Origin of the sequence: Sphingomonas rubra, assembly GCF_900115745.1 — a bacterium.
Lineage (GTDB): Bacteria > Pseudomonadota > Alphaproteobacteria > Sphingomonadales > Sphingomonadaceae > Sphingomonas > Sphingomonas rubra.
The window spans coordinates 141164-167013 of sequence record NZ_FOXP01000001.1; the positions used below are offsets into that span (position 1 = coordinate 141164).

Here is a 25850-nt window from a genome sequence, read left to right on the forward strand (position 1 = left end):
CCTCTCGCTCCCGCTGCGTCGTCAGACACGGCCCTTCGGCTGCCTGCCAAGGCAGGCGCTCAGGACAGGCAGCCGCGTCTTGTGACGCGCTTCGCCATGCTGGCCGGGCACGCGCGCGTGCGCAGTAGCCAGGCTACTGCGTCTCTCGCGCCAACCACTCCTCCAGCCACTTGATCGTATAGGCCCCCTCCAGGAATTCCGGATCGTCGATCAGGTCGCGGTGGAGCGGGATGGTGGTCTTCATGCCCTCGATCACGAACTCCTCCAGCGCGCGGCGCAGGCGGGCGATACAGCGGTCGCGGGTGGTGCCGTAGACGATCAGCTTGGCGATCATGCTGTCGTAATAGGGCGGCACCTTGTAGCCGGCGTAGAGCCCCGAATCGACGCGGACGTGCATGCCGCCGGGGGCGTGGAACTGCGTCACCAGGCCGGGCGAGGGGGCGAAGGTACGCGGGTCCTCGGCGTTGATGCGGCATTCGATCGCGTGGCCGGTGAAGCGGACCTCCTCCTGCTTGACCGATAGGGGGCAGCCCTCGGCGACGCGGATCTGCTCGCGGACCAGGTCGATGCCGGTAATCATCTCGGTCACCGGATGCTCGACCTGGAGGCGGGTGTTCATCTCGATGAAGTAGAACTCCCCCGCTTCCCACAGGAACTCGATCGTGCCGGCGCCGCGATAGCCCATGTCGGCCATCGCCTTGGCGACGATGCCGCCCATGCGCGCGCGCTCCTCCGCCGTGATGACGGGGGAGGGGGCCTCCTCCAGCACCTTCTGGTGGCGACGCTGGAGCGAGCAGTCGCGCTCGCCGAGGTGGATGGCATTGCCCTCGCCGTCGCCGAACACCTGGAACTCGATGTGGCGCGGGTTGCCGAGGTACTTCTCGATATAGACGGTGGCGTCGCCGAAGGCGGCCTTCGCCTCGCTGCCCGCCTGCTGCATCAGCGTCTCCAGCTGATCCTCGGACGCGCAGACCTTCATGCCGCGGCCGCCGCCGCCCGAGGCCGCCTTGATGATGACGGGGTAGCCGATCCGCGCGGCGATCTCGCGCGCCTCGGCCACGTCGCTGACCGCGCCGTCGGAGCCTGGAACGAGCGGCAGGCCGAGCGCGCCGGCGGTGCGCTTGGCCTCCACCTTGTCGCCCATGGTGCGGATATGCTCGGGCTTGGGGCCGACGAAGATGAGGCCGTGCAGCTCGACGATGTCGGCAAAGCGGGCGTTCTCGCTGAGAAAACCGTAGCCGGGGTGGATCGCGTCGGCGCCCGAGATCTCGGCGGCGGAGATGATGTTGGGAATGTTGAGGTAGCTGTCGGTCGCCGACGGCGGGCCGATGCAGATCGCCTCGTCCGCCAGGCGCACGTGCATGGCGTCGGCATCGGCGGTGGAATGTACCGCGACGGTCTTGATCCCCATCTCGTGACAGGCACGGTGGATGCGGAGCGCGATCTCGCCGCGATTGGCGATCAGCAGCTTCTTGATGGGCTTCATGTTATTCGACGACGACCAGCGGCTGGTCGAACTCGACCGGCTGGCCGTTCTCGACCAGCACCTGGGTGACGGTGCCGGCGGTCGGCGCGACGATGGGGTTCATCACCTTCATCGCCTCGACGATCAGCAGCGTGTCGCCGGCGGCGACCTTCTGGCCGACGGCGGCGAAGGGCTTGGCGCCGGGCTCGGCCGACAGATAGGCGGTGCCGACCATGGGCGACTTGACCGCGTCGGCGCTGACGGTGGGGGCGAGCGCGCCCGCCTCGGCCGGCAGCGGCGCCGAGGGCAGCGTGCCGGCGGGTGGCGGAGGGGCGTAGTGCATTGGCGGCGCGGCGTTGACGGCCGCCGCCTTGCGCGCGACGCGGATTTTCCGCGCGCCGTCCTCGACCTCGATCTCGGTCAGCGAGGTGGCATCGAGCAGTTCGGCAAGCTGGCGGACGAGATCGACGTCGACCTTCAGCGCTTCATTGGGTTCGGTCATCGTGGCTTCCCTGTTCAAGCGCGCGCGTGTGTCAGATGCGGGCCGCGGCTTCAAGCGCGAGCATGTAGGACAAGGCGCCGAAGCCGGCGATCGTGCCCTTCGCCGCCTGGCCGACGAGGCTGACGTGGCGGAAGGATTCGCGGGCGTGGGGGTTGGAGAGGTGGACCTCGATCACCGGGGTGGTCACCGCCTTGATCGCGTCGTGGATGGCGACCGAGGTGTGGGTGAAACCGCCGGCGTTGAGGAGGACGGCCTTGGCGCGGGTCGCCTGCGCCTCGTGCAGCCAGTCGACCAGATGGCCCTCGTGGTTCGACTGGCGCAGGTCGATCTCCAGGTCCAGCTCGCGGGCGCGGTCTTCCAGGCGGCCGGCAATGTCGTCGAGCGTGTCGTGACCGTAGATGTCGGGCTCGCGCAGGCCGAGCAGGTTGAGGTTGGGGCCGTTCAGGACGAAGATGGTGGACATCGCTGCTCCGGTTGAACGTGGCGGATGGGACGCCTAGGTGCGGTGGCCCCCTCTTAGCGCGAACGGAAGCTGCGGCACCATGGCCCATAGCGACGGCACCATCACGATCACCGTCAACGGCGAGCACAAGCGCGTCGTGGCGGGCATGAGCATCGCCGACCTCGCCACCGAACTGGGCCTCGTGCCCGAGAAGGTGGCGGTGGAGCGGAACATGGAGGTGGTGCCGCGGTCGACGCTGACGGAGGTGCGGCTGGAGGATGGCGACGATTTGGAAATCGTGCACTTTGTCGGCGGGGGCGATCACGCGCGGCCGGTGGATGCGGATACGTGGATGGTGGCGGGGCGGACGTTCCGGTCGCGGCTGATCGTCGGCACGGGCAAGTACAAGGATTTCGCGCAGAACGCCGCTGCGGTCGAGGCGTCGGGTGCTGAGATCGTGACGGTGGCGGTGCGGCGGGTGAACGTATCGGACCGGAACGCGCCGATGCTGACCGACTTCATCGACCCCAAGCGCGTGACGTACCTGCCCAATACCGCCGGCTGTTTCGATGCGGAGTCGGCGATCCGCACGCTGCGGCTGGCGCGCGAGGCGGGGGGGTGGGATCTCGTCAAGCTGGAGGTGCTGGGCGAGGCGAAGACGCTGTACCCCGATATGCGCGAGACGCTGAAGGCGACCGAGGTGCTGGTGCGCGAAGGTTTCAAACCGATGGTCTACTGCGTCGACGATCCGATCGCCGCGAAGCAGCTGGAGGAGGCGGGGGCGGTCGCCATCATGCCGCTCGGCGCGCCGATCGGGTCGGGGCTGGGCATTCAGAACCGGGTGACGATCCGGCTGATCGTCGAGGGTGCGGGCGTGCCGGTGCTGGTCGATGCGGGCGTCGGTTCCGCCTCCGACGCGGCGGTGGCGATGGAGCTGGGCTGCGATGGCGTGCTGATGAACACCGCGATCGCCGAGGCGAAGGACCCGGTGATGATGGCGGCGGCGATGCGTTCGGCGGTGGAGGCCGGGCGGCTGTCGTACCGGGCCGGGCGGATGGGTATGCGGCGCTACGCCGACCCGTCGAGCCCGCTCGCCGGATTGATCTAACGCAATTTTCACGGAACCGCGCGACCGGGAAGACCGTTTCTCTACCGCAACATCAAGCCGGCGCGGCGGTCGCGACGGCACATGCGTAGGAGGTCCGAATGGGCGAGTTCACCGACAAGGTCGCAGCGGCGGCGAACAAGGCGGTCGGCAGCGTGAAGGAAGCGCTGGGCGATCATAACCATGACGAGAGCTTGAAGGCCGAGGGTCAGGCGCAGCAGGCCAAGGGCACCGGCCAGGACGTCAAGGGTTCGGTCAAGGGCGCGCTCGGCGACAAGATCTAACCGGCACTGCCGACGTTTACGAGGCCGCTCCGAGCGATCGGGGCGGTCTTCTCGTATGTGGGTGATATCGGGGGTCAGCGCGATCGGATGGCGGTCAAGGTCGTCCCGTTGGTGATCGTCTCCACGTCCGTCTTCAGGTGCAGCAGGCGGACGCCGGAAGCTTCGGCCGCGCGGGCGAGGGCAGGGGCGAAGTCCTCTGTCCGCTCGACCGTCTCCGCCCAGCATCCATAAGCGCGGGCAAGCGCGGCGAAATCCGGATTGCGCAGTTGCGTGGCGACGGCGCGGGTCGGGAATTCACGTTCCTGATGCATGCGGATCGTGCCGTAGGCGCCGTTGTCGACCACGATGACGAGGAGCGACGCGTTCGCCTGTACCGCGGTGGCGAGTTCCTGGCCGTTCATCAGGAAACACCCGTCGCCCGCCAGCGCGACGACGCTGCGGCCGGGGTGGCGCAGGCTGGCGGCGATCGCGGCGGGCAGGCCGTAACCCATGGCGCCGGCGGTGGGCGCCAGCTGCGTACCGGGACCGGCGTAGCGCCAGTAACGGTGCCACCAGCCGGAATAGTTGCCGGCGCCGTTGCAGATGATGGTGTCGGCCGGCAGCCGGTCCCGCATGGCAGCGACGCAGGGGCCGAGATCGAGCACGACGTCGCGCGGCGCCGGTGTCGACCAGGCGAGGTAATCGGCATGCGCCTCGGCCCCCGTCGTTCGAGGGCGGAACTCGGACGCGGTCGTGGCCAGTGCCTCGCAGAAATTGGCAACATCGGCGCAGAGCGACAGGTCCGTGTCGAACACGCGGCCGAGCTCGTTCGGGTCGGGATGGACGTGGACCAACCGCTGACCGGGATGGTCGGGCGTCACCAGCGTGTAACCGTCGGTGGTCGCCTCTCCCAGCCGCGCGCCGACGACGAGGAGCAGGTCGGCGTCGCGGACGCGCGCGGCGAGCTTCGGGTTGGGCCCGTAGCCGAGATTGCCGGCGTACCACGGCGCGTCGTTCGCCACCGCGTCCTGCCGCCGAAAGGCGGCGACGACGGGAATGCCGGCGGCGTCGGCGAAGGTGGAGAAGGAGCGCGACGCGCGGGCCGCCCAGCCGGCGCCGCCGATGATCGCCACCGGCCGCTCGGCCGCGTTCAGCATGTCCACCAACGGAGCGAGATGGGCGGCGTCGGTCGGTTGCTCGACCCATTGACGACACGGGCGGTCGGCTGCGTCGACCCGATCGAGCAGCATGTCCTCCGGCAGCGCGATGACCACAGGGCCCGGCCGACCGCTGGTCGCCACCGTCCAGGCGCGTGCGAGATATTCGGGGATGCGGGCGGCATCGTCGATCCGCGTCGCCCATTTGGCGAGCGGACCGAACATCGCGGTGAAATCGACCTCCTGAAATCCCTCGCGGTCGCGCATGGAGCGGTCGACGTCGCCGATGAACAGGATCATCGGGATGGAGTCCTGCATCGCGACGTGGACGCCGATCGAGGCGTTGGTCGCGCCCGGCCCGCGCGTTACGAAGCAGATGCCCGGTCGACCGGTGAGGGTGCCGTCGGCGCAGGCCATGAACGCGGCACCACCCTCCTGCCGGCAGGTGACGACCTCGATCGCGGGCGTGTCGTGGAGCGCGTCGAGCACGGCCAGGAAACTCTCCCCCGGCACGGTGAAGAGCCGATCGCAGCCTTGGGCCACGAGTTGATCGACGAGGATGCGGCCGCCGGTGCGTTGAGTCATGCCGGCGGCATAGCGGCTGCACCGTCGCGTGGGAACTGGGCGGTGGTATGCCGTTACTCGTTACCTGCGACGGGCGAGTTCAGTGCTTCGCGAGCTTGGCCAGCGCTGCGTCGAGCGCCGAGAGGAAGCGGGATCGGTCGGCCTTGGCGAAGGGCGGTGGGCCGCCGAGCTGGTCGCCGCCGGCGCGCAGGTCGGCCATGATCGCGCGGGTGGCGATGGCGCCGCCGATCGAGGCGGTGGTGAAGGGCTTGCCGGTCGGCGCGAGAACGGTGGCGCCGACCTTCAGGCAGCGGTCGGCGAGGAGGATGTCGGCGGTGACGACGATCGAACGGGCGTCGGCCGCCTTGGCGATCCAGTCGTCGGCGGCGTCGAAGCCGTCCGAGACGACGACGCGGGTGACGAGCGGGTGCTGCGGCACGCGGAGGTGCTGGTTGCTGACGATCGTGACGGGCACGCCGACGCGCCAGGCGACACGGTAGATCTCGTCCTTCACCGGGCAGGCGTCGGCGTCGACGAGGATGCGGGCGGGGTGGGGGATCGTCGCTGGCTCCATGAGAAAAGGGCCGGGGTGCTAGCCCCAGCCCTTTGTCTCTCTACCAGGCCGTCACGGAAGTAAATTCCATGAAGCCAGACGCGGGCTGGCCCACACTGGCCGGCCGTTCGCGTGCGCGATGCGTACCGGTGCGTAGCTTGCGCTACGCACCTCGCTTCGGCTTACGCGCCTGCCAGCTCGGCGGTATCCACCCGAATGCCAGGCCCCATCGTCGAGGAGATCGCGACCTTCTTGACGTACTTGCCCTTGGCGCCCGACGGCTTGGCCTTGACCACCGCGTCGAGCAGCGCGTCGAAGTTGGCGCGTAGATCCTCGGCGGGGAAGCTCGCCTTGCCGATGCCGGAGTGGATGATGCCGGCCTTCTCGACTCGGTATTCGACCTGACCCGACTTGGCGTCCTTCACCGCCTGCGCGACGTTCATCGTCACGGTGCCGAGCTTCGGGTTCGGCATCAGGCCCTTGGGACCCAGCACCTTGCCGAGGCGGCCGACGATGCCCATCATGTCCGGGGTCGCGATGCAGCGGTCGAAGTCGATGGTGCCGCCCTGGATGGTCTCCATCAGGTCCTCGGCGCCGATCACGTCGGCACCCGCCTCACGCGCCTCGTCGGCCTTGGCGCCGCGGGCGAAGACGCCGACGCGGACGGTTTTGCCGGTGCCCTTCGGCAAATTCACGACGCCGCGCACCATCTGGTCGGCATGGCGGGGGTCGACGCCGAGGTTGAGCGACACTTCGATCGTCTCGTCGAACTTCGCGGTGGCGTTGGTGCGCGCCAGGGCGATCGCCTCGTCGAGTTGGTGGAGCTGCTCCGAGTTGATCGTGAGCGCCTTCTGCTTCTTGGTCAGCTTGGCCACGTTCAGCCCTCCGTCACTTCGAGGCCCATCGCGCGGGCCGAACCTTCGATGATCTTGGTCGCCGCCTCGATGTCGTTGGCGTTGAGATCCTTCATCTTGACCTGGGCGATCTCCGAGAGCTTGGAGCGCGCGATCTTGCCCGCCGACACCTTGCCCGGCTCCTTCGAGCCCGACTTCAGGTTCGCGGCCTGCTTGATGAGGAAGGTGGCCGGCGGCGTCTTCGTCTCGAACGAGAAGGAGCGGTCGGCGTAGACGGTGATCTTGGTCGGGATCGGCGTGCCCTTGGCGATGTCGCCGGTGGACGCGTTGAACGCCTTGCAGAATTCCATGATGTTGACGCCGCGCTGACCCAGCGCCGGGCCGATCGGCGGCGCGGGCTTGGCGTCGCCGGCGGGAACCTGCAGGTTGATGTAACCTGTGATCTTCTTTGCCATTGTCTCTCTGTTCCAAGGTTAGTGGTGATAGCGGACGCCCAAGCGCCCTCCCACGGCATTCCATAGCGATGATGCGTTGGAAGCGCGGGCGCATAGCCGAACGGCGGGCCGGGGGCAAGCGACACGGGAACCGCGAGCCCGCGCGGTGCGTCGTCGCCACCCGTTTGTCGATACGAAGGAAGCCGCCGCCATGGCCGATCAGGACCGCCACGAGGCCGAGCCGCCGCCGCATACCGCCAAGCTGGCCGGCTACGGTTACCTGATCTTCCTGGGTGTGGTGCTGACCGGACTGGCGGTGTGGTTCGTGCTGACGCGGACGAGCTGAGCGCGTTTCCTGCCAGATTCCAAAGCGTAACAGGAACGCCATCGAGCAGGGTTAACGCGCGCTTCGGCATCATCCGTGATCGCCGCGTTCGGGAGACCCATGTCGTGACCATCCGTTTTCTCGCCTCGGCCATCGGCGCCGTGCTTCTCGCCACGCCGGCGGGCGCTGCCACTGTGCTCGACTTCAACGAACTGCACCCGACCCGCGGGCGCACCTACGTCTACGGACCGTATGAGCAGGCCGGCTTCCGGCTGTCGTCGAGCGCCTGCCCGATCGCCGGCACCAACGGACGCGCGCAATGTTTCGTCACGCCGGCGAACACGATCAACAATATCGATCGCGTGGGCGCGGCGCTGGTCAACTTCGCAGGGAACGCGGTCGTGTCGCTGGCGAAGGTGGACGGCGGGCTGTTCACCCTCGACTCGCTCGTTCTGGCGTCCAACATCAACAACGCGAGCGGCCTGGGCCGTGCCACGCAGGACGCGTCGTTCACCTTCATGCTGGCGGACGGATCGACCCTGACGCGGACGCGGACGATCGATTCGACGGGCGTCGCCAACCGTAACCTGCTGACGTTCGACGTGGGGCCGCTGACCGGCTTCAGCTTTCGGCCGAGCACCGGCACCGGCGGTTTCCTGCAATTCGACGACATCGCCGTCACCGCCGTCGCCGCGGTGCCGGAGGCATCGATCTGGGCGATGATGCTGGTCGGGTTCGGCGGGATCGGCGTCGCGCTGCGTCGTCGCAGGAGCAAGGTGACGGGCCGGGTCGCCTTCGCCGCCTGACCCGACGCCCACTGGGCCGCGAGGACGCTCGTAATGCGCCGTCCGTCGTCCTTGTCGGGGACGGCGGCGGCGGCGCGTGGGGCTTGCAATGTTGGAAAAATAGCGGAACGTAGCGGGAACGATGAGTCGCCCGCTGACCCGCGCCAAGATGCTGGAGAATGCCGCCTTCCTGCGGATACTGGCGCGCACCGGCAACGCCAAGGGCGCGGCGGAGGCCGTCGGCGTATCGCACTCGGTCTTCTACCGGCGGCGGCAGGCGCATCCCGACTTCGCCCAGCGTTGGGACGCGGCGATGGCGGCGGGGCAAGCGCGGATGCGGCGTGCGCGCATCACGGGGCGTGACGGCGGCGGCAGCGCGCGCGGGCCCGGACGCGCGGACGAGCCGCACCGGACGCTCGGTGGCGAGCCGGTGACCGTGCGCGCGGCCGGCGGCCGGTTGCAGGTCCGCCGCGCGCACCCGAACAAGCTGACCCGCGCGTGCGAGCAGGCGTTCCTCGCGGCGCTGTCGGCGACGGCCAACATCGCGCTGTCGGCGGCGGCGGCGGGCGCTTCTACCAACGCGTTCCGGACGCGCCGCGCGACCAACCCTGCCTTTGCCCGCGAGATGCGGCTGGCGCTCCAGGCCGGATACGAGCGGGTGGAGGCGGCGTTGCTGGAGAGCTGGCATCCGGGTGCGCGCGAGGACGAGGCGTGGCGATCGAACGAGGCGCCGCCGATGCCGGCGATGACGGCGAACCAGGCGCTGCAACTGCTGTACCTGCACCAGAAGGAGGCGCGGCTGACCGCGATGCCGGCGTGGTGGGCGCAGCGGGCCGGCGAGACGGGCGACCTGCACGATGCGCGGCTGCGCGACCAATATCTGGCGCGGCTGGCGGCGGAGGCGGAGGACCGGTTGCTGGCGACAGTGATGCGGAACGATCGCTCGGCGGAGATACGGCACGGTCGGGGGATGGATGATGACGCGCCGGTGCTGCCGGCGCTGGATCAGGTGACGGGCTGGTCGCGGGCGGACCCGGACAAGGTGCCGGCGGATGGGAGCCGCGCGCTGTTCGGCGGGCACCGGGTGGAGCATCTGACGCCGGAAGAGAAGGCGCTGGCGCGGCGGGGGCGGAGGATGACGAAGCGGGGCGGTTGAGCGAGAGGCTCGAAGGCGTGGCGTTGCGAAATATCCCTAAGCGGGGCCTTGTTGCGGAGGCCGGACGTTTCCCGTTTCTCCATCTCCCATGGGTAGTTTCGGGAAAGAGCAATCGGGAACACGTTTCGGGAAAATGCTGGAAGAAGATGTCCGTCGGCATGCCATGCAGCAGCGTTTTCTCGCTGATCGTTCGTTTTCGGGAAAGGGTGCCTTAACCCGGTCTGTGCGACGAAGCCGCATGATCAAGTTTTCAAAGGTAAGGATCGTCAGCGTTGCTGCCGGTATAATGCTGGCAGCACCCAGCATGGCCGTATCACAGGTTACAGTTGGTGATCCCGACCTTCCAATCGCTTTTACAAATGTCGTGCCGGATGTGTGCTTCGGGGTCGCAAATGGAACGCCGTTAACCCAAGAGCGGGCACCTGAGCTTCTGTTAGAACACCTCAATGGTCCTCCAGCAGCATTGCGAGGCACCTACGCGCATGTGCCGAACTGGTATAGGGCGCAGGCAAAGCCCCGCAATATCTTCGTTGGAGTAGGTGACGCTCCAGGCCGTTGCCACGTCGTCCTAGCTGATACGAAGGATGCAAAGCAGGCTTATCGCAACCTATCTACCATTCTCAGGGCAACCGGGTTTTCGGCTCTGGAGGATAAAAGCGGTCGTGCCTTGACGTTGTACGTCAAGCACGGACCGACCGGGAATATGCTTGTGCTGCTGAAAGGGCTGACCGATGCTGACGACGGGAACGGCCCTCAAGTTTCGGTCGATGTAAGCTCCGCCTCCGACGATATGCTCAAATCACTACTTAGTCCGAGATAGGGGCCGTCGCGGGCAGCTTTCCCGTTTCACCATCGTTTTTGAGAAAGGGAGAACACGCGATGCAAGTGGTATCACGTTCGGAGGCGGTCTGGGAAGAATCGTAGATCGATGCGTCCGCGCTCACGCAAAAACGACGCAGGAGTGAATCCCGCGTCGTGACGTCGGTCGGGTTCGCTGGCGCGACCGCCGGCCGGTCGAGCGCCGTCTCGCTTCGAGCTTCGCTCGGCGCGTGCGGAACTCGAAGTAAGGCTCCACCTTACTTCGAGCGCTCGACCTGCTCGAAGTTCAGCTCCACCGGGGTCGCGCGGCCGAAGATCGAGACGCTGACCGAGACCTTGGACTTGTCGAAGTCCAGCGCCTCGACCACGCCGTTGAAGCTGGCGAAGGGGCCTTCCAGGACCTTGACGGCGTCGCCGATCTCGTAGTCGACCTTGACCTTCTGCTTGGGCGCGGCGGCGGCTTCTTCCTTGGAGTTCAGCATGCGGGCGGCTTCGCCCTCGCTGATCGCCTGGGGCTTGCCCATCGAGCCGAGGAAGCCGGTCACCTTGGGCGTGTTCTTGACGAGGTGGTAGACCTGGTCGGTCATGTCGAGCTTGGCGAGGACGTAGCCGGGCATGAACTTGCGCTCGACGGCGATCTTCTTGCCGCGGCGGGCCTCGGTCACCGTCTCGGTCGGGACCTCGATCTGCTCGACCAGGCGGTCGAGGCCCATGCGGGTCGCCTCGGCCATGATCGAATCGCGGACCTTGCCCTCGAAGCCCGAATAGGCGTGGATAATGTACCAGCGCGCCATAACTCTATCGTTCCTTACTGGGCCAGCTTGAGCAGGAAGTTGACGATCGCCTCGAACGCGGAGTCGACGCTGAGGAAGAAGACCGCCAGGATCGTCGTCATGATGACGACCATCAGCGCGGTCATCCAGGTTTCCTTCCAGGTCGGCCAGGTCACCTTGGCGGTCTCCGCCTTGACCTGATTGATGAATTCCAGGGGGGTCGTCTTCGCCACTGCTGCCAGCCTTAAATTGCGTGACCGCGGAGGCATGGGTCCGCCCGCCGCCCGGCGGCGGCCGGGCCGGCGCGGGGGATTATCCTCGCTGTCGGATAAGGACGGCATCTAGGCCGGTGCGGGGGTGGGCGCAAGTGGGGTGTGGGGTGGGTGCATCCTCGCTACCGGCGACACCCCTCCGTCATGCCTGCGGCATGCCACCTCCCCTTGCAGGGGAGGATGTCAGGCGATGCCCAGATCCTTGGGTCCGAAGGCGTTCGGGAGGAGGTCGGAGAGGCGATAGGTGTGGACGCTGTCGCCCTCCGCGGCGCCGCAGTGGACGGGCAGGTCGCGGCCGGCCATCTGCGCGGCCTCGTTCAGGACCTGGCGGCAGCGGCCGCAGGGGCTGACGGGGTGGGTGCCGGTGGGGCGGCCCGCCTCGTCCATCGGGCCGCCGATGACGGCGACGGCGACGATGTCGGCGAGGCGGCCGGCGGCCGACGCGGTGGCGACGGCGACGGTCTCGGCGCAGAGCGACAGGCCGTAGCTGGCGTTCTCGACATTGGCGCCGGTGACGGTGCTGCCGTCGGCCATCAGCAGCGCGGCGCCGACGGCGAAGCGGCTGTAGGGGGCATGGGCATTCGCCGCCGCCCGGCGGGCGAGGGCGATCAGGTCGGATTCGGTCATGGTGCGACGACGTCCCAGTTGACGGGGCCTTCGATCCCCTCGATCCGGCGCAGGTCGCTCGCGCGCCACAACCGCCAGGGGCGGGCGGCATAGTCGGGCCGGAGGAAGTTGGCCAGCGACCAGACGGGGCGATCGATCGCCTCGGTCAGGCGGTAATCGTCCTCCACGGGCTCGGCGATGCGCAGGAGGACGGGCTTGCCGGTGTGCGCCTCCACCGTCTCCACGAAGCGGGCGAGGTCGGCGACGAGGGCGGCGCGGTCGGGACGGGCGGTGCAGTCGTCGCGGAACTGCACGTCGACGGCGGCGGGCAGCGCGTCGGCGACGCGGGGGACGACGGTGTTGAAGGCGTTGGCCTGGTCGCGGCCGTCCTGGCAGAACGAGTAGAGGTGGACGGCGCCGCGGCGCAGGCCGGCGGCGGGCAGGGCGTTCCAGTTCGCCTCGAAGGAGGGCACGCGGCGGTCGGCGCCGGCGGTGGCGGCGAGGTAGGCGAAGTCGGCGCCCTGCGCGCGGACGGTGCCCCATTCGACCGCGCCGGGCTCCTCGCCCAGGTCGACGCCTTGCAGGGGGAAGTCGGCGGGCGAGGGCGCCCAGCCAGTGGCGGCGTGGCGCACGGCGATGCCGGTGCCGCCGAGAAGGGCGAGGGCCAAGGCGGCCTTGTGGAGAAGTTTCAATTCCGTGCTCCGTCACGCCCTGACCGTCCCGGCGTTCGGAGGCGAGCGGTGTCGCCCTCGTGGTCCTGGATGCCGGGACGAGCCCGGCATGACGAAGGGGGGAGCGCCTCAGCCACGGATGTGGAGCACGCAGATCAGGGTGAAGAGGCGCCGCGCCGTGTCGAAATCGACGTCGATCTTGCCGGAAAGCCGATCGCGCAGCATCTCGGCCGCGTCGTTGTGGAGGCCGCGACGGGCCATGTCGATCGTCTCGATCTGCTGCGGCGTCGACGCGCGGATCGCCTGGTAATAGCTGTCGCAGATCGCGAAATAATCGCGGATCGAGCGGCGGAACCGGCCGAGTGCCAGCACCAGCGTTTCGAGATGCGAGCCGTCCTCGCGGTGGAGGTGGAGGCCGAGGCGCCCCTCCTCCGCCTGGAGCTTCAGGCGATAGGGGCCGGCATAGCCGTCGGCATGGACGCGGGTGGGGGCGAAGCTGTTGTCCTCCAGCAGGTCGAAGATGGCGATGCGGCGTTCCTGCTCGATATCGGCGGAGCGCCAGCCGAGGCTGGTCTCGTCGAGTTCGACCGCGATGATGCGCCTGTCGGGGGAACGGGGGGCCGCCATTCATGTCGGTTAATCGCGCGCGCGCCTCACGACAATTCCTCATTCGCGAGCGCGCGTCGGCGCGGTATGGGCGGGCGCATGGCCACTCTCGCTTTCCCCACCGCCCCCCACGCCGCCGGCACCGTCCAGCCCGAGCCCAAGCAGCTGCCCCGCAATGTCGAGGCGGAGGCGGCGATGCTGGGCGCGATGATGATCGACAATCGCCTGGCCGACGATCTGGTCGACCGGCTGGACCCGGTGCATTTCTACGAGCCGCTGCACGGGCGCATCTTCGCCGCGATCAAGACGCTGCGGTCCAACGACATGCTGGCGACGCCAGTCACGCTGCGTCCGATGTTCGAGGCGGACGAGGCGATGCGCGAGCTGGGCGGGCCGGCGTACCTGGCGGGCCTGACGGGATCGGGCGCGGGGCTGATCGGCGCGCGGCAGTTCGCACAGCAGATCTACGATCTCGCCATGCTGCGCGCGCTCGTCAGCGTGGGCACGACGCTGGTCGACCGGGCGATGGACACGTCGGAGGAGGTGAACCCGCGCGCGCAGATCGAGGCGGCGGAGGAGGAGCTGTACAAGGTCGCCGGCGACGGCGGCGCGGAGAGCCAGGTCAAGACCTTCGCCCAGGCGACCACCATGGCGGTGAAGATGGCCGAGCGGGCGCTGAACAGCGGCGGCCACGTGTCGGGGATCACGACGGGTCTCGATTCGGTCAACGCCAAGATCGGCGGCATGCACCATTCCGACCTGATGATCCTGGCCGGGCGGCCGGGCATGGGCAAGACCTCGCTCGCCACCAACATCGCCTTCAACGCGGCCCGGCGGTGGATGCGCGACATGGCGGACGGCATCCCGCCGTCGGAATCGGTGGGCGCCAAGGTGGCGTTCTTCTCGCTGGAAATGAGCGCGGACCAACTGGCGACGCGTATCCTGGCCGAACAATCGCAGATCAGCTCCGAATCGCTGCGCATGGGCAAGATCAGCCGCAGCGAATTCGCGCAGCTCGCCGCCGCCGCGGCGGAGCTGGAGAATTTGCCGCTGTTCATCGACGATACCGGCGGGCTCAGCATCTCCGCCCTGCACACCCGCGTGCGGCGGTTGCAGCGGCGGCACAACAACGAGATCGGGCTGGTGGTGGTCGATTACCTCCAGCTGCTGACCGGCGGCGGCAAGGGGTCCAAGGAGAACCGCGTGCAGGAGATTTCCGAGATCTCGCGCGGGTTGAAGACGCTGGCCAAGGACATGAACGTGCCGGTGCTGGCGCTGTCGCAGTTGTCGCGCGCGGTGGAGAGCCGCGAGGACAAGCGGCCGATGCTGTCCGACCTGCGCGAATCAGGATCGATCGAGCAGGACGCCGACATGGTGTGGTTCGTGTTCCGCGAGGATTACTACACCGCCGCGCGCGAACCCAAGCGGCCGACCGAGGGCGACGATTCGAAGACGTTCGAGGATCACGCCAAATGGGCGAGCGACATGGAGCGCGTCTACGGCCTGGCCGAACTGATCGTCGCCAAGCAGCGCCACGGCGCGACCGGCAAGGTGGTGCTGAAGTTCGATCCGACGATCACGCGGTTCTCGGATTACGCGGGGTATTGAAGGTCGCTGTGTGCGTGTGATCTACGAGTACGCGGTTGGGCGTGTTGGATGCCGCTCTTCATAGAAGCAAATGGGAAACCTCGACTGCGATGAAGAGACACGTCCCTGCCGCTTAGAAATGACAATGCTGATGAGGCCCGAGTAGCAAATGCCCGTCATCTCGTGAAGACTTGCCGCTGTAGGCCGCGGCTGGATAATATCGCCATGCTCTGACCTCGAAACAGTCGAGGAAGCCGTACTTCCAGCAGCGGCGCAAGCAGTATGGCAACGGCGATCGGCAAGAAAATAGCACAACTTGCGCGAAGGATGGTTGAGCCCGAATGAGTCAAGGTCTGTATGGCTATAAGCAAAGGCCAGTGGGTAAGATAGAGGGTGAAGGTGATGCCAGCGAACCCTTTCGCTATCGCTTGCCATCGATGAAGGTCGCCGGATATGTGGCGTAACGCTGCAAGCGCACAACCAATGAAGACCGCTCCAATAGTATCTGTTATGAAGTAACTAGAAAAACGAAGTTGCATGAAGTTGAAGTCCAACGAGTTCGATGGCTCGGCGACGGTATGCGGCAGTCCACTCCACTGGGAAAACGCGAAAAGGGTGATCGAAACTGCGAACGTACATCGGGGATGCGTGATCCTTACATCGTTACCCCGTTTGCCGAGTGCGACCCCGATCAGCCAAGCAGGCATGAGCAGCCACACCAAGCCGTCAGCAGCTACGATGGCGAGCGCGATCGACACTATACGGATAGGACCCCGACTGAACGAGTATAAGCCAAAGGTCGTATAGAACCAAACTTCGTAACATAGTGACCAGAATGGTGGGTTCAGTGGTGGCCCAACGCCATCCAAGCGCTCACTTACGAATATCAGCGGCATCATGATTGTAGAAGCCGATAGATGATTGTAGCGAGTCTCATCGGCCACATGTAGGCCGGCACGTACAAGTAAAAGGAAAGTGCCGGTCGATAGAAGGAGCGAGAATAACGCTACTGGTACAATGCGGGCCATGCGCGCCTTGGCGTACGTTGCCAGCGTCTGGTTCGGCCGGGAAGCCGACTGCTGGATCATGAGACCGGACAAAACAAAGAAGAATATCACGGCGGAATGCTGGAACGTGTCATCAAACGGCCAAGCGGCTCCGAGAAGCCCAAGTTGTCCAGCATGTCCTACGAGCACGACGAGCGCTGCCCCGGCTCGACCGAGATCGAGATAGATGGACATGCGTTGATCGAGAAAGCGACTGGTAGGCCCTGTCATTGCACCGGCGTACGACGCACCGGTCGTTACTTCGTTAAAGCGTCGGCTGCCGTCTCGAAAAGCTGAGTGAACGATCGCTGCTGGTCGCGGTGGAATTTACGCGCGCCTGCCAGCGGTGCGCGTTCACGATCATGTGAATCGAGATGACGGGAGGTCATCAACGGGTAACCGTTTGCCTGGAGCCGGGGGCCAAAGGGCCGAGAGCGACCTGTACTCGACTGTGTTCAGCATGACAGGTCAGGCCGGCCATGGTCGGTATATGACGGTTAGATCGCGGGTTCGTTGCCCGTACTCAGGTGGATACCGCATTCGACTTTGGCGAGCCCTCGCCAGCGGCCGGCGCGGGGGTCTTCGCCGGGGATGACGGGCGAGGTGCAGGGGGCGCAGCCGATCGAGGGGTAGCCGGTTGCCTCCAGCGGGTGCCGGGGCAGGTCGTGGGTGGCGAACCAGGCGTCGAGATCGGCCTTCGACCAGTCGGCGAGCGGGTTGATCTTGAGGCGGCCGGCGTCTTCCTCGAAACGGGGCAGCGCCCGGCGGGTGCCGGATTGGAAACCCTTGCGGCCGGAGATCCACGCGTCGATGCCGGCCAGCGCGCGGGCGAGGGGTTCGACCTTGCGGATCTCGCAGCAGCCGTCGGGGTCGTAGGACCAGCGTGTGCCCGCGGCGTCGCGCCGGGCTAGGCGGAGCGGGTCGGGGCGGTGGACCCGCACGTCGGTGAGGGCGAGGCGCGCGACCAGGGCGTCGCGATAGGCGAGCGTCTCGGCGAACATCTGCCCCGTGTCGGTGAAGATCACCGGCAGGGCCGGATCGATGGCGGCGACCATGTGGAGGAGCACCGCCGATTCCGCGCCGAACGACGACACCGCGGCGAGGCGGCCCCCGATGCGCTGCTCGATCACGGCGCGCAGCATCGCGGGCGCGGGGACGCCGACGAAGCCCGCCTCCAGCCGCATCGCGTCGGCGGGGGTGAAGGCGGGCCCGGCGTCGATGGTGTCGAGCACGCGGGCGGGCTCAGCCACCGCGAAGCTTCCACACGGGGGCGATCGGGTCGGCGCCGCGCTGGTAGCGATAATCGTAGCGCGACAGGCTGCGGCGCAGCGTCGCGGCGTCGATCTCCGCCTCCGGGGCGAAGCTGTCGAAGCCGCAGCGGCGCATGAGGGGGAGTTGGTCGACGAGCACGTCGCCGGCCGCGCGGAGTTCGCCCGAATAGCCGGCCTCGCGAAGGATGCGCGCGGCGGAATAGCCGCGGCCGTCGCGGAAGGTGGGGAAGCTCACCTCGATCAGCGCGAGGCGATCGAGGTGCGGGAGGAGGGCGCGCGCGTCGTCGCCTGCCTCCAGCCGGACGGCGGTCGCGCCGGAAGGTTCGGGGGTCTGGTCGGCGAGGAACGCGTCCAGGGTGACGGCGGGCTCGTCGTGCGGCTGGTCGTCGCGGAAGCGGAGCAGGGGTTCGCCGCCGATCTCACTTTGGTCGCGATCAGCCATAGATGGCCTCCTTAAAGGGTTGCATGCCGACGCGGCGGTAGGTGTCGAGGAAGCGTTCGCCGGGTTCGCGCAAGGTGCGGTAGGTGTCGGTGGCGCGTTCCACCGCGTCGACGACGCCGTCCTCGTCGAAGCCGGGGCCGGTGATCTTGGCGAGGCTGACATCCTCCGCCCCCGAGCCGCCGAAGGAGAGCTGGTAGTTCTCCGTCCCTTTCTTATCGACGCCGAGGATGCCGATATGGCCGGCGTGGTGGTGGCCGCAGGCGTTGATGCAGCCGCTGATCTTCATCTTGAGCTCGCCGAGGTTGTGCTGAACGGGGGCGAGGCGCTCCGATAATTTCTGGGCGAGGGGGATGGAGCGGGCGTTGGCCAGGCTGCAATAGTCCAGGCCGGGGCAGGCGATGATGTCGGTCGCGAGGTCGAGATTGGGTTCGGCCAGGCCGGCGTCGGCGAGCTGCTGCCAGATGGCGTGGAGATCGGACGTGCGGACGTGCGGCAGGACGAGGTTCTGCGCGTGGGTGACGCGCAGTTCGTCGAAGCTGTGCCGCTCGGCGAGGTCGGCGACGAGGTCGATCTGGTCGGCGGTGGCGTCGCCGGGAATGCCGCCGACGGGTTTGAGGCTGATCGTGACGATCGAATAGCCGGGCGCCTTGTGGGCGCGGACGTTCTGGTCGAGCCAGAGGGCGAAGTCGGGGTCGGTGCGGTCGATTTCCGCAGGGGCGGCGGGGTCGAACGGCGGGGCCGCGAACATCGCGGTGATGCGCGCCAGCTCGGCGGCGGGAGGGTCGAGGCCGAGTTGCTTTACCGCGGCGAACTCCTCCTCGACCTGGGCGCGATAGGCGTCGGCGCCGATCTCGTGCACCAGAATCTTGATGCGCGCCTTGTAGATGTTGTCGCGGCGGCCGTAGCGGTTGTAGACGCGCAAGGCGGCTTCCAGGTAGCTCATCAGGTCGTCGGCGGCGACGAAATCGCGGATCAGCGGCGCGATCATCGGCGTGCGGCCCATGCCGCCGCCGACGTAGATGCGGGCGCCGAGGAGGCCGTCCCGTTCGACCAGCTGGATGCCGATGTCGTGCAGGCGCATGGCGGCGCGATCCTCGTCCGCGGCGATGACGGCGATCTTGAACTTGCGCGGCAGATAGCTGAATTCGGGGTGGAAGGTCGACCATTGGCGGATCAGCTCCGCCCAGGGGCGCGGATCGGCGACCTCGTCGGCAGCGGCGCCGGCGAACTGGTCGGACGAGATGTTGCGGATGCAGTTGCCCGAGGTCTGGATGGCGTGCATCTCGACCGTCGCCAGTTTCGCCAGGATGTCCGGCGTTTCCTCCAGCTTGATCCAGTTGAACTGGAGGTTCTGGCGGGTGGTGAAATGGCCGTAGCCGCGATCATGGTCGCGCGCGATCGAGCCCAGCATCCGCATCTGGCGGCTGTCGAGCGTGCCGTAGGGGATGGCGACGCGCAGCATATAGGCGTGGAGCTGGAGATAGAGGCCGTTCATCAGCCGGATCGGCTTGAACTGGTCCTCGGTCAGCTGGCCCGACAGGCGGCGGGTAACCTGGTCGCGGAACTCGTCGACGCGGGCATCGACGATCGACTGGTCGTAATGGTCGTAGCGGTACATCGTTCTTCCTAGATCCTCCCCAGCACGGGGAGGGGGACCAGCCGCAGGCTGGTGGAGGGGGGTCGCGGGAGGCGGGACGTTCGTGGAGAGCCCCCTCCACCACCGCTTCGCGGCGGTCCCCCTCCCCGTGAACGGGGAGGATCAGTGGGGAGCGTCATATCACCCAGCTTCCCGCCTGGGGGTCGGCTGGTTTGAGGGTGAGGTCCGGTCGTACCGTGGGTCCCAGGGCGCGGATGCGGTCCTTGATGTGGGCGGGGCGGGGTCCGTCGGGGGTGGCGGCAGCGTCGATGACGTAGGGGACGTTGACGCGGCGGGCGCCCTCCTCGGCACGGGCGATGGCCTCGCCGTCGGCACCGACATCGGCTGCGTCCTCGACGTGGCGGGACCAGCCGCTGCCGGTCCACCAGGTGACGTCGCCGGTGGCGAGGTCGTTGCCGGTGAGAAGCTTCACGCCTGCTCCTCCAGGGCGGGGGCGAGGCGGGCCCAGCGGGCGAGCTTGTCCTCGGCGTCGGACAGTTCGACGACCTCGCCGACGACGATGATGGCGGGGCTCTGCACGCCCTCGCGCGTGACCATCGGGCCCAAGTCGGCGAGAAGCGTCTTGAGCGCGCGGTGGCCGGCGAGCGTTCCCTTCTCCAGCACGGCGACGGGCATGTCGGGGGCGACGCCGTCGGCCATCAGCTTGTCGGCGATCTCGGTCGCGGTGGCGACGCCCATGTAGATGACGAGGGTGCGGCCTTGGCCGGCGAGGCCGGACCAGTCCTGCTCGCTCAATCCCTTGCACTGGCCCGCCACGAACGAGACCGCCGACGAATGGTCGCGGTGGGTGAGCGGCAGCATCGCCTCCGCCGCGCAGCCGAGGGCGGCGGAGACGCCGGGGATGACCTCCACGGCCAGGCCGGCGGCGCGGACCGCCTCCACCTCCTCGCCACCGCGACCGAAAATGAAGGGGTCGCCGCCCTTCAACCGCACCACGACGCTGCCGGTTCGGACGTGCGCGACGATCAGGGCGTTGATCGCCTCCTGCGGCAGCGTGTGGCGCGCGCGGGACTTGGCAACGGAGATGCGCTGCGCGGCGGCAGGCGCGAGGTCGAGCACGCGGGGGTCGATCAGGCCGTCATGGACGACCACGTCCGCCGCGCGCAGGGCCTCCACCGCGCGGACGGTGAGGAGGCCGGGATCGCCGGGCCCGGCGCCGACGAGGATGACGCGGCCGCGGGCCGAGGGATCGAGAAGCGTTGCCATGGCGGCGGGATGCGCCTCCCGCCCGGTGGGGGCAATTCAGCGATGCTTGGGGACGAGGTAGGGAAGCTTTGGCGCGCCGCGACGTCAGAGGCGCACGAACATCGTGACCGAGGCGATGTGGTTGACGAGGACGGCGCCGCCGGTCCGGTTGACGGTCTGGTTCATGTAGCCGAGTTCGGCGGTCGAGGTGCCGAACAGTGGCACCTCGGCACCCGCGAAGGTGCGGAGCTGGTCGAAACCGGCGCGCGGGCCCCAATCGGCGTCGTTGAGGGCGACGAATGCCTCGGCATGGATCAGCGGGCGCGCCTTGCCCTTGCCCGCCGGCAATTCGTAGCGGAGCATCTGACGCAGGCGGAACGCCACGTCGTTGCCGTCGGAGCGGAAGCGCTGCTCGAAACGGGTGCGGCTCTGGAGCTCGCCATGGGGAACGGGAACGAGCCAGGTCGCCTGCTGAAAGGGACGTTCCTCGTTGCGGTCGCGTCGACCGCGGAGCGGCTCGGCGACGTGAAGATAGCCCTGGTAGAGCGTCAGGCGCGGGGTGACCTTGTACCCGATCGCGCCGCGCAGGAGCAGCTGGTCGAGATGCGACACGTCCTGCTGCACGCGCGGCTGGATCTCGGCGAAGAAGACGAGGTCGCCGGCGACCGGGCCCTGGACGGTGACGTTGGTCCAGGAGGAGAGGTCATGCTCGGTCCGCGCCGCGGCGGGCGTGGCGACGACGAGGAAGGTGGCGGCGAGGCAGGCGGCAGCGAGGAGGCGCGGGAACATGGCAGCGGCTGTAACCGAACCGTCACCTCGGTGCCACCGATGCCGGTGGGCGCGGGCGATCGTTCAGGCGTCGCTGAGGCCGATGCCGATGGAGGCGCGGGCGCTGTCGGCCTCGCTGCTGACGACGGGATAGGCGCAGTAATCGGCGGCGTAATAGGCCGATGGGCGGTGGTTGCCGGACCAGCCGACGCCGCCGAAGGGCGCGTTGGAGGCGGCGCCGTTGGTGGGGCGGTTCCAGTTGACGATGCCGGCGCGGATGTTGGCCCAGAAGCGGTCGTAGAGCGCGGGCGTCTGGCTGACGAGGCTGGCGGACAGGCCGTAACGGGTGTTGTTCGCCTCGGCGATCGCCTCGTCGAAATCGGCGGTGCGGAAGAGCTGGAGGATGGGGCCGAACAGCTCCACGTCGGGGCGCTCGGCCATGCCGGTGGTCTCGATCAAGGCGGGGAGGAGGAAGGGGCGGGCCGGATCGGGCCGCGCGAGGTGACGGATCGGTCGGCCGCCCCGCATCAGCAGCGCGAGGAAGTTCTCGGTCAGCTGGTCGGCGGCGTCGTTGTCGATCACCGGGCCCATGAAGGGCGCGGGCGTGTCGTGGGGCGCGCCGACGATCAGGCGGCGGAGGATCGCGTCGATCGCGGCGAGCAGCGGCTCGGCCAGGCGGTCCTCGACGATCAGGCGGCGCGCGGCGGTGCAGCGCTGGCCCGCGGAGGTGAAGGCCGACTGGATCACCAGGGTTGCGGCGCTGTGCAGGTCGGGCGTATCCCAGACCAGGATGGGATTGTTGCCGCCCATCTCCAGCGCCAGGATCTTCTCCGGATGGTCGGCGAACTGGCGGTTGAGCGCCAGGCCGGTGCGCGCGGCGCCGGTGAAGAGCAGGCCGTCGATCCCCGGATGCGCGGCGAGGGCGCGGCCCTCGTCCGGGCCGCCGATCAGCAGGCGGACGCATTCGGCGGGCACGCCGGCGGCGTGGAAGCATTCCACCAGCATCGCGCCGGTGGCGGGCGTCTTCTCCGACGGCTTGAAGACGACGGCATTGCCGGCGAGGAGCGCGGGGACGATGTGGCCGTTGGGCAGGTGCGCCGGGAAGTTGTAGGGGCCGAGCACCGCCAGCACCCCGTGCGGCTTGTGGCGGAGCGCGACGCGGGCGCCCATCGCACCCTCCATGCGGCGCTGCGCGGTGCGATCGGCGTAGGCGGCGACGGAGATGTCGACCTTGGCGATGACCGAGTCGAGTTCGGTGCGGGCTTCCCACAGGGGCTTGCCGGTCTCGCGGGCGAGGAGGTCGGCGAAGGGCTCGTGCCGTTGGCGGACGATGTTGGCGAAGCGGCGCAGCGCCTCCACGCGAAAGGCGAGCGGCTTGGCGGCCCAGTTCGCCCAACCGCTGCGCGCGACCTGGACTTCCGTATCGGCGTCGCCGATCGGAAGTCGGGCGAGTTCGACGCCGGTGGCAGGTTCGATCGTGACGAGTTCGGCCATGCGCATCTTCATAATGGGAGTCGGATGGTGGGCAAGGTCTCCGTCATGCCGGACTCGTCCCGACATCAGAGCCCCATGAGACGCCGCCCGTACCCTGGATGCCGGGGCGAGCCCGGCATGACGGTCAGGCGAGGGCGTCGCCCATGGCGCGGATGGCGGTGATCTTGGCGTGGAGGGGGGACCAGTCGTCGTGCTCGGCGATGGGGGACCAGATCGCTTCCACTTCGTCGATCAGCATGGAGCAGGGATTGCCCGACCAGTAGGCGTGGGTGCGGTCGCGACGTGGGGCGGCGGCGGCGAGAAGCGCGCGGACCTCGGCGAACTCGTCGCCGTAGGTGTCCGGCAGCGTGCCGCCGAACGCGTCGAAGAAGAAGCGGTCCAGGGGTGTCTGCGTCGACAGCAGCGCGCGTTCGACCGCCCGGGTGAGGGCGCGGGCGGCGGGCTCGTCGACCGAGACGACGCCCAGCCGCCAGGGGACCGCCTCGGCCAGCGCGGCCTGGAAGCGGGGCGCGAAGCCGTCGAGCGCGGCGACCAGGGGATCGCTGTCGGCGATGAGGCGCAGGCACGAGGCGAGTTGCATCACGTCCCAGCCGATCGCCTCCGGCTGGCGCCCGTAGGCGTAGAGGCCGGTCTGGTCGAAATATGCCGCGGTGAAGCCGGGGTCCCAGATGGGGGCGAAGCGCCAGGGGCCGTAGTCGAAGCTCTCGCCGGTGACGTTAATGTTGTCGGAGTTGAGCACGCCGTGGACGAACCCCGCCGCCATGTAGCGGGCGGCCAGGGTGGCGGTGCGGGCGACGACGAGGTCGAGGAGGCGGACGGGATCGTCCCCGGGTTCGTCGTAGAGGTTGGCGAGGACGTAGGCGACGAGGCGACGCATGGCATTCTCGTCGCGGTGCCAGGCGAGGCGCTGGAAGGTGCCGATGCGGATATGGCCGTGGCTGAGGCGGACCAGGACAGCGGAGCGGGTGGGCGAGGGCTCGTCGCCGCGATCGAGCGCCTCGCCGGTCTCGACCAGCGAGAGGGTGCGGCTGGTGGGGACGTTCAGCGCCTCCAGCATCTCGGTGGCGAGGATCTCGCGGACGCCGCCCTTCAGCGTCAGGCGACCGTCGCCGAAGCGGCTCCACGGGGTGGTGCCGGAACCCTTGGTGCCGAGGTCCAGGAGGCGGCGGGCACCGTCGCGAAGTTGCGCGAAGGTGAAGCCGCGACCGTCGCCGATGTCGGGGTTGTAGTGGCGGAACTGATGGCCGTGATAGCGGAGCGCGAGCGGTTGCGGGAGGGTGTCCGGAAGCGGCGTGAAGCGGGCGAGATGGGCGATCCACTCCGCATCGGTGAGGGTGTCGAGGCCGATCTGCGTGGCGGCGCGGTCGTTGCGGTAGCGGAGGATCGTCTGCGGGAAGTCGGCGGCAACGACGGGATCGTAGAAGGGCTCGCCGAGCGACAGGAGGGCGGTGTCGGGGCGGTAATGGGGGCTAACAGGCATGCGGGGATATGGGTAGCGGGGGCGGATGGGTGCAAGCGCCCAAGCAGCGCCCCGTTCGCGGCCCTGGATGCCGGGACGAGCCCGGCATGACGGGGAACCTGCAAACGGCCGGCGCGTCGTCCTGCCGATCAGCGGGAGCATAGACGATGACCGATTTCCCCTTCGACGCGCTGGTGTTCGGGCCCGCGGACGTGGACCTGTCGCGGTCGCCGTTGGCGGGGAAGATCGATGCGGAGACGTACGTGCTCGGCGCGTTCAATCCGGGGATGACGCGGCTGGCGAACGGCCATCTGCTGCTGATGGTGCGCGTCGCCGAGGCGTTGAAGCAGCCGATCCGCGACGGGCACATCCACGCGATCCGCTGGGCCGACAGCGCCTATCTGCTCGACGCCTGGCCGCTGGGGCTGGTCGACACGGCCGATCCGCGCAAGTTCCTGATGCGCGGGGGCGGCTGGCGGGTGCTGGCGCTGAACAGCCTGTCCTGGCTGTTGCCGGTGGAATTGGACGCGGACGGACGGACGGTGGTCGCGGTCCATTACGACCGGGCGATCGCGCCGGCGGCGTCGTACCAATGCTACGGCGTGGAGGACGCGCGGATCAGCCGGGTCGGGGGCCGCTGGTTGATGACGACCTGTTCCGTCAGTCCGGAGCGGCACTGCACGACGCTCTATTCCAGCGACGACGCGGTGGCGTGGACGCTGGAGGGGATCGTGCTCGATCACCAGAACAAGGACATGCTGATCTTCGAGGGGCTGGTCGGCGGCCGGTATTGGGCGCAGACGCGGCCGCTGGGCGACCTGTACTTCGCCTATCCGCCAGGCAGCGAGTGGCGCAGCGGACCGTCGATCAATCTGGCGAGCTCTCCCGACGCGCTGCACTGGAAGCCGTGCGACCGGCCCGGCATCCGCCCGCACGCGGCGACGGTGTCGACGGCGCGGATGGGCGGGGGCGCGCCGCCTATCCTGACCGAACAGGGCTGGCTGACGCTGTGGCACGGGGTGGAGCCGTCGGGCGTGGTCGGCCTGTACCGGACCTATTGGTCGATCCTCGACCGCGACGACCCGTCGGTGACGGTGCGGACCGATCATGCCGCGCTGCTGGAGCCGGCACCCGCGTTGACCGCGCCGCTGGCCGATCGGCTGTACCTGGACGGGGTGGTGTTCACGACGGGGATCGCCGACGCGGGCGACCATTACGTGGTGGCGAGCGGCGAGGCGGATTTGGCGTGCCGGATCACGCACGTGCCCAAGGCGCGGTTCGCCTGAGGGCCGAGGGGTGGCCGTCGCCGGGGACGACCACCCGCGCCGGTCAGTTGCTGTCCGAATCGTCGTCGTCGTTGGCGATGGCGATGATGCCGCCCGCCACGACGCCGGCGGCGAGCACGGCGGCGATGATCGCGCCGTTGCCTTCCAGTTTCTCCGACGGGCCGGTCGCCTTGGCGGCGCGGGTCGAGCCGGCCAGCGACAGCTTGGAGGCGGGCGCCGGCTGCGCTGCGGCGAGGACGGGGGTGGCGGTGAACGACAGGGCGGCCGCGGCGGCGACCAGCATTTTCTTCGACATGGAACAAA

At 68.3% G+C, this 25850-nt stretch carries 30 protein-coding genes; 8 read left to right on the forward strand and 22 right to left on the reverse strand.

The genetic code is table 11. The features are described 5' to 3' along the window. Window positions 1-133: 133 nt before the first annotated feature. The 3 genes from accC to aroQ are packed head-to-tail and all read right to left on the reverse strand — an operon-like array spanning window position 134 to window position 2430. On the reverse strand, window positions 134-1486 hold the full coding sequence (gene accC, locus BM145_RS00730) for an acetyl-CoA carboxylase biotin carboxylase subunit (protein ID WP_093330044.1): 1353 nt from the start codon (window positions 1484-1486) through the stop codon (window positions 134-136). 1 nt (window position 1487) lies between these two features. Then, entirely contained in the window at window positions 1488-1967 is a 480-nt protein-coding gene (accB, locus tag BM145_RS00735; RefSeq protein WP_093330046.1) for an acetyl-CoA carboxylase biotin carboxyl carrier protein, read from the reverse strand. A 31-nt stretch (window positions 1968-1998) separates the two neighbouring features. Continuing rightward, on the reverse strand, window positions 1999-2430 hold the full coding sequence (aroQ, locus tag BM145_RS00740; protein ID WP_093330049.1) for a type II 3-dehydroquinate dehydratase: 432 nt from the start codon (window positions 2428-2430) through the stop codon (window positions 1999-2001). A gap of 79 nt (window positions 2431-2509) precedes the next feature. On the opposite strand from aroQ, the gene thiS reads away from it, so the two are divergent. Together thiS and BM145_RS00750 are read left to right on the forward strand one after the other, a co-directional pair. Continuing rightward, window positions 2510-3517, forward strand: coding sequence for a sulfur carrier protein ThiS (thiS, locus tag BM145_RS00745; protein ID WP_093330051.1), 1008 nt, complete (start codon window positions 2510-2512; stop codon window positions 3515-3517). Between the two features lie 98 nt (window positions 3518-3615). Continuing rightward, entirely contained in the window at window positions 3616-3798 is a 183-nt protein-coding gene (locus BM145_RS00750; protein ID WP_093330053.1) for a CsbD family protein, read from the forward strand. 74 nt (window positions 3799-3872) lie between these two features. On the opposite strand, the gene BM145_RS00755 is transcribed toward BM145_RS00750, so the two are convergent. The 4 genes from BM145_RS00755 to rplK form a co-directional block, all read right to left on the reverse strand. Next, window positions 3873-5519 carry a thiamine pyrophosphate-binding protein gene (locus tag BM145_RS00755; RefSeq protein ID WP_093330055.1) on the reverse strand — a complete coding sequence of 549 codons (1647 nt, stop codon included), beginning with the start codon at window positions 5517-5519 and terminating at the stop codon, window positions 3873-3875. A gap of 79 nt (window positions 5520-5598) precedes the next feature. Further along, the gene (locus BM145_RS00760; protein ID WP_093330057.1) at window positions 5599-6072 is read right to left on the reverse strand and encodes a YaiI/YqxD family protein; all 474 of its coding nucleotides are present in this window, start codon (window positions 6070-6072) and stop codon (window positions 5599-5601) included. A 161-nt stretch (window positions 6073-6233) separates the two neighbouring features. After that, a complete protein-coding gene (rplA, locus tag BM145_RS00765; protein ID WP_093330060.1) occupies window positions 6234-6926 on the reverse strand; it encodes a 50S ribosomal protein L1 in 693 nt (230 codons plus the stop codon). 2 nt (window positions 6927-6928) lie between these two features. Continuing rightward, the gene (rplK, locus tag BM145_RS00770) at window positions 6929-7360 is read right to left on the reverse strand and encodes a 50S ribosomal protein L11 (protein ID WP_093330063.1); all 432 of its coding nucleotides are present in this window, start codon (window positions 7358-7360) and stop codon (window positions 6929-6931) included. A gap of 190 nt (window positions 7361-7550) precedes the next feature. On the opposite strand from rplK, the gene BM145_RS16490 reads away from it, so the two are divergent. From BM145_RS16490 to BM145_RS15525, 4 genes are all read left to right on the forward strand, one after another. Continuing rightward, window positions 7551-7685: a hypothetical protein gene (locus tag BM145_RS16490; RefSeq protein ID WP_281244325.1), complete on the forward strand. Its 135-nt coding sequence runs from the start codon at window positions 7551-7553 to the stop codon at window positions 7683-7685. 104 nt (window positions 7686-7789) lie between these two features. Further along, window positions 7790-8470, forward strand: a complete 681-nt coding sequence (locus BM145_RS16275; RefSeq protein ID WP_093330065.1) for a PEPxxWA-CTERM sorting domain-containing protein — start codon at window positions 7790-7792, stop codon at window positions 8468-8470. 121 nt (window positions 8471-8591) lie between these two features. Beyond that, window positions 8592-9605: a hypothetical protein gene (locus tag BM145_RS00780; RefSeq protein WP_093330068.1), complete on the forward strand. Its 1014-nt coding sequence runs from the start codon at window positions 8592-8594 to the stop codon at window positions 9603-9605. Between the two features lie 88 nt (window positions 9606-9693). Beyond that, complete coding sequence (locus BM145_RS15525) at window positions 9694-10425, forward strand: hypothetical protein (RefSeq protein WP_143090069.1); 732 nt, start codon at window positions 9694-9696, stop codon at window positions 10423-10425. A 256-nt stretch (window positions 10426-10681) separates the two neighbouring features. On the opposite strand, the gene nusG is transcribed toward BM145_RS15525, so the two are convergent. The 5 genes from nusG to BM145_RS00805 all read right to left on the reverse strand — a co-directional run bounded on the left by nusG (window position 10682) and on the right by BM145_RS00805 (window position 13373). Then, window positions 10682-11218, reverse strand: a complete 537-nt coding sequence (gene nusG / locus BM145_RS00785) for a transcription termination/antitermination protein NusG (protein ID WP_093330070.1) — start codon at window positions 11216-11218, stop codon at window positions 10682-10684. 14 nt (window positions 11219-11232) lie between these two features. Continuing rightward, entirely contained in the window at window positions 11233-11430 is a 198-nt protein-coding gene (gene secE, locus BM145_RS00790) for a preprotein translocase subunit SecE (protein WP_093330072.1), read from the reverse strand. 222 nt (window positions 11431-11652) lie between these two features. After that, a complete protein-coding gene (locus BM145_RS00795; RefSeq protein ID WP_093330074.1) occupies window positions 11653-12096 on the reverse strand; it encodes a cytidine deaminase in 444 nt (147 codons plus the stop codon). Continuing rightward, window positions 12093-12767: a GH25 family lysozyme gene (locus BM145_RS00800; protein WP_093330077.1), complete on the reverse strand. Its 675-nt coding sequence runs from the start codon at window positions 12765-12767 to the stop codon at window positions 12093-12095. Before BM145_RS00800 ends, BM145_RS00795 begins: the two co-directional genes overlap by 4 nt. A gap of 108 nt (window positions 12768-12875) precedes the next feature. Then, window positions 12876-13373, reverse strand: coding sequence for a UPF0262 family protein (locus BM145_RS00805; RefSeq protein WP_093330080.1), 498 nt, complete (start codon window positions 13371-13373; stop codon window positions 12876-12878). 78 nt (window positions 13374-13451) lie between these two features. Between BM145_RS00805 and BM145_RS00810 the strand changes: the two genes are divergently transcribed. Beyond that, window positions 13452-14960: a replicative DNA helicase gene (locus tag BM145_RS00810; protein WP_093330789.1), complete on the forward strand. Its 1509-nt coding sequence runs from the start codon at window positions 13452-13454 to the stop codon at window positions 14958-14960. A gap of 155 nt (window positions 14961-15115) precedes the next feature. Here the strand turns inward: BM145_RS00810 and BM145_RS00815 are convergent, their stop codons facing one another. The 9 genes from BM145_RS00815 to BM145_RS00855 all read right to left on the reverse strand — a co-directional run bounded on the left by BM145_RS00815 (window position 15116) and on the right by BM145_RS00855 (window position 24282). After that, a complete protein-coding gene (locus BM145_RS00815) occupies window positions 15116-16180 on the reverse strand; it encodes an acyltransferase family protein (protein WP_177200038.1) in 1065 nt (354 codons plus the stop codon). A 302-nt stretch (window positions 16181-16482) separates the two neighbouring features. Beyond that, the gene (locus tag BM145_RS00820; RefSeq protein WP_093330085.1) at window positions 16483-17235 is read right to left on the reverse strand and encodes a phosphoadenylyl-sulfate reductase; all 753 of its coding nucleotides are present in this window, start codon (window positions 17233-17235) and stop codon (window positions 16483-16485) included. After that, window positions 17228-17698: a DUF934 domain-containing protein gene (locus BM145_RS00825; RefSeq protein WP_093330088.1), complete on the reverse strand. Its 471-nt coding sequence runs from the start codon at window positions 17696-17698 to the stop codon at window positions 17228-17230. The genes BM145_RS00820 and BM145_RS00825 overlap by 8 nt, the downstream gene beginning before the upstream one ends. After that, complete coding sequence (locus BM145_RS00830; RefSeq protein ID WP_093330090.1) at window positions 17691-19316, reverse strand: nitrite/sulfite reductase; 1626 nt, start codon at window positions 19314-19316, stop codon at window positions 17691-17693. Before BM145_RS00830 ends, BM145_RS00825 begins: the two co-directional genes overlap by 8 nt. A 154-nt stretch (window positions 19317-19470) precedes the next feature. After that, window positions 19471-19767 carry a DUF2849 domain-containing protein gene (locus tag BM145_RS00835; protein WP_093330093.1) on the reverse strand — a complete coding sequence of 99 codons (297 nt, stop codon included), beginning with the start codon at window positions 19765-19767 and terminating at the stop codon, window positions 19471-19473. Continuing rightward, a complete protein-coding gene (gene cobA, locus BM145_RS00840; RefSeq protein WP_093330096.1) occupies window positions 19764-20561 on the reverse strand; it encodes a uroporphyrinogen-III C-methyltransferase in 798 nt (265 codons plus the stop codon). The genes BM145_RS00835 and cobA overlap by 4 nt, the downstream gene beginning before the upstream one ends. Window positions 20562-20645: 84 nt before the next feature. Next, window positions 20646-21329 (reverse strand): DUF2490 domain-containing protein, encoded by a 684-nt coding sequence (locus BM145_RS00845; protein ID WP_093330099.1) that lies wholly within the window; start codon window positions 21327-21329, stop codon window positions 20646-20648. A 63-nt stretch (window positions 21330-21392) separates the two neighbouring features. After that, window positions 21393-22802, reverse strand: a complete 1410-nt coding sequence (gene astD / locus BM145_RS00850) for a succinylglutamate-semialdehyde dehydrogenase (RefSeq protein ID WP_425441068.1) — start codon at window positions 22800-22802, stop codon at window positions 21393-21395. A 124-nt stretch (window positions 22803-22926) separates the two neighbouring features. Continuing rightward, window positions 22927-24282: a protein adenylyltransferase SelO family protein gene (locus BM145_RS00855; protein WP_093330102.1), complete on the reverse strand. Its 1356-nt coding sequence runs from the start codon at window positions 24280-24282 to the stop codon at window positions 22927-22929. A 146-nt stretch (window positions 24283-24428) separates the two neighbouring features. On the opposite strand from BM145_RS00855, the gene BM145_RS00860 reads away from it, so the two are divergent. Further along, entirely contained in the window at window positions 24429-25547 is a 1119-nt protein-coding gene (locus BM145_RS00860) for a glycoside hydrolase family 130 protein (RefSeq protein WP_093330103.1), read from the forward strand. Between the two features lie 43 nt (window positions 25548-25590). Here the strand turns inward: BM145_RS00860 and BM145_RS00865 are convergent, their stop codons facing one another. Next, window positions 25591-25842 carry a hypothetical protein gene (locus BM145_RS00865; protein WP_245738985.1) on the reverse strand — a complete coding sequence of 84 codons (252 nt, stop codon included), beginning with the start codon at window positions 25840-25842 and terminating at the stop codon, window positions 25591-25593. Window positions 25843-25850 lie beyond the last annotated feature (8 nt).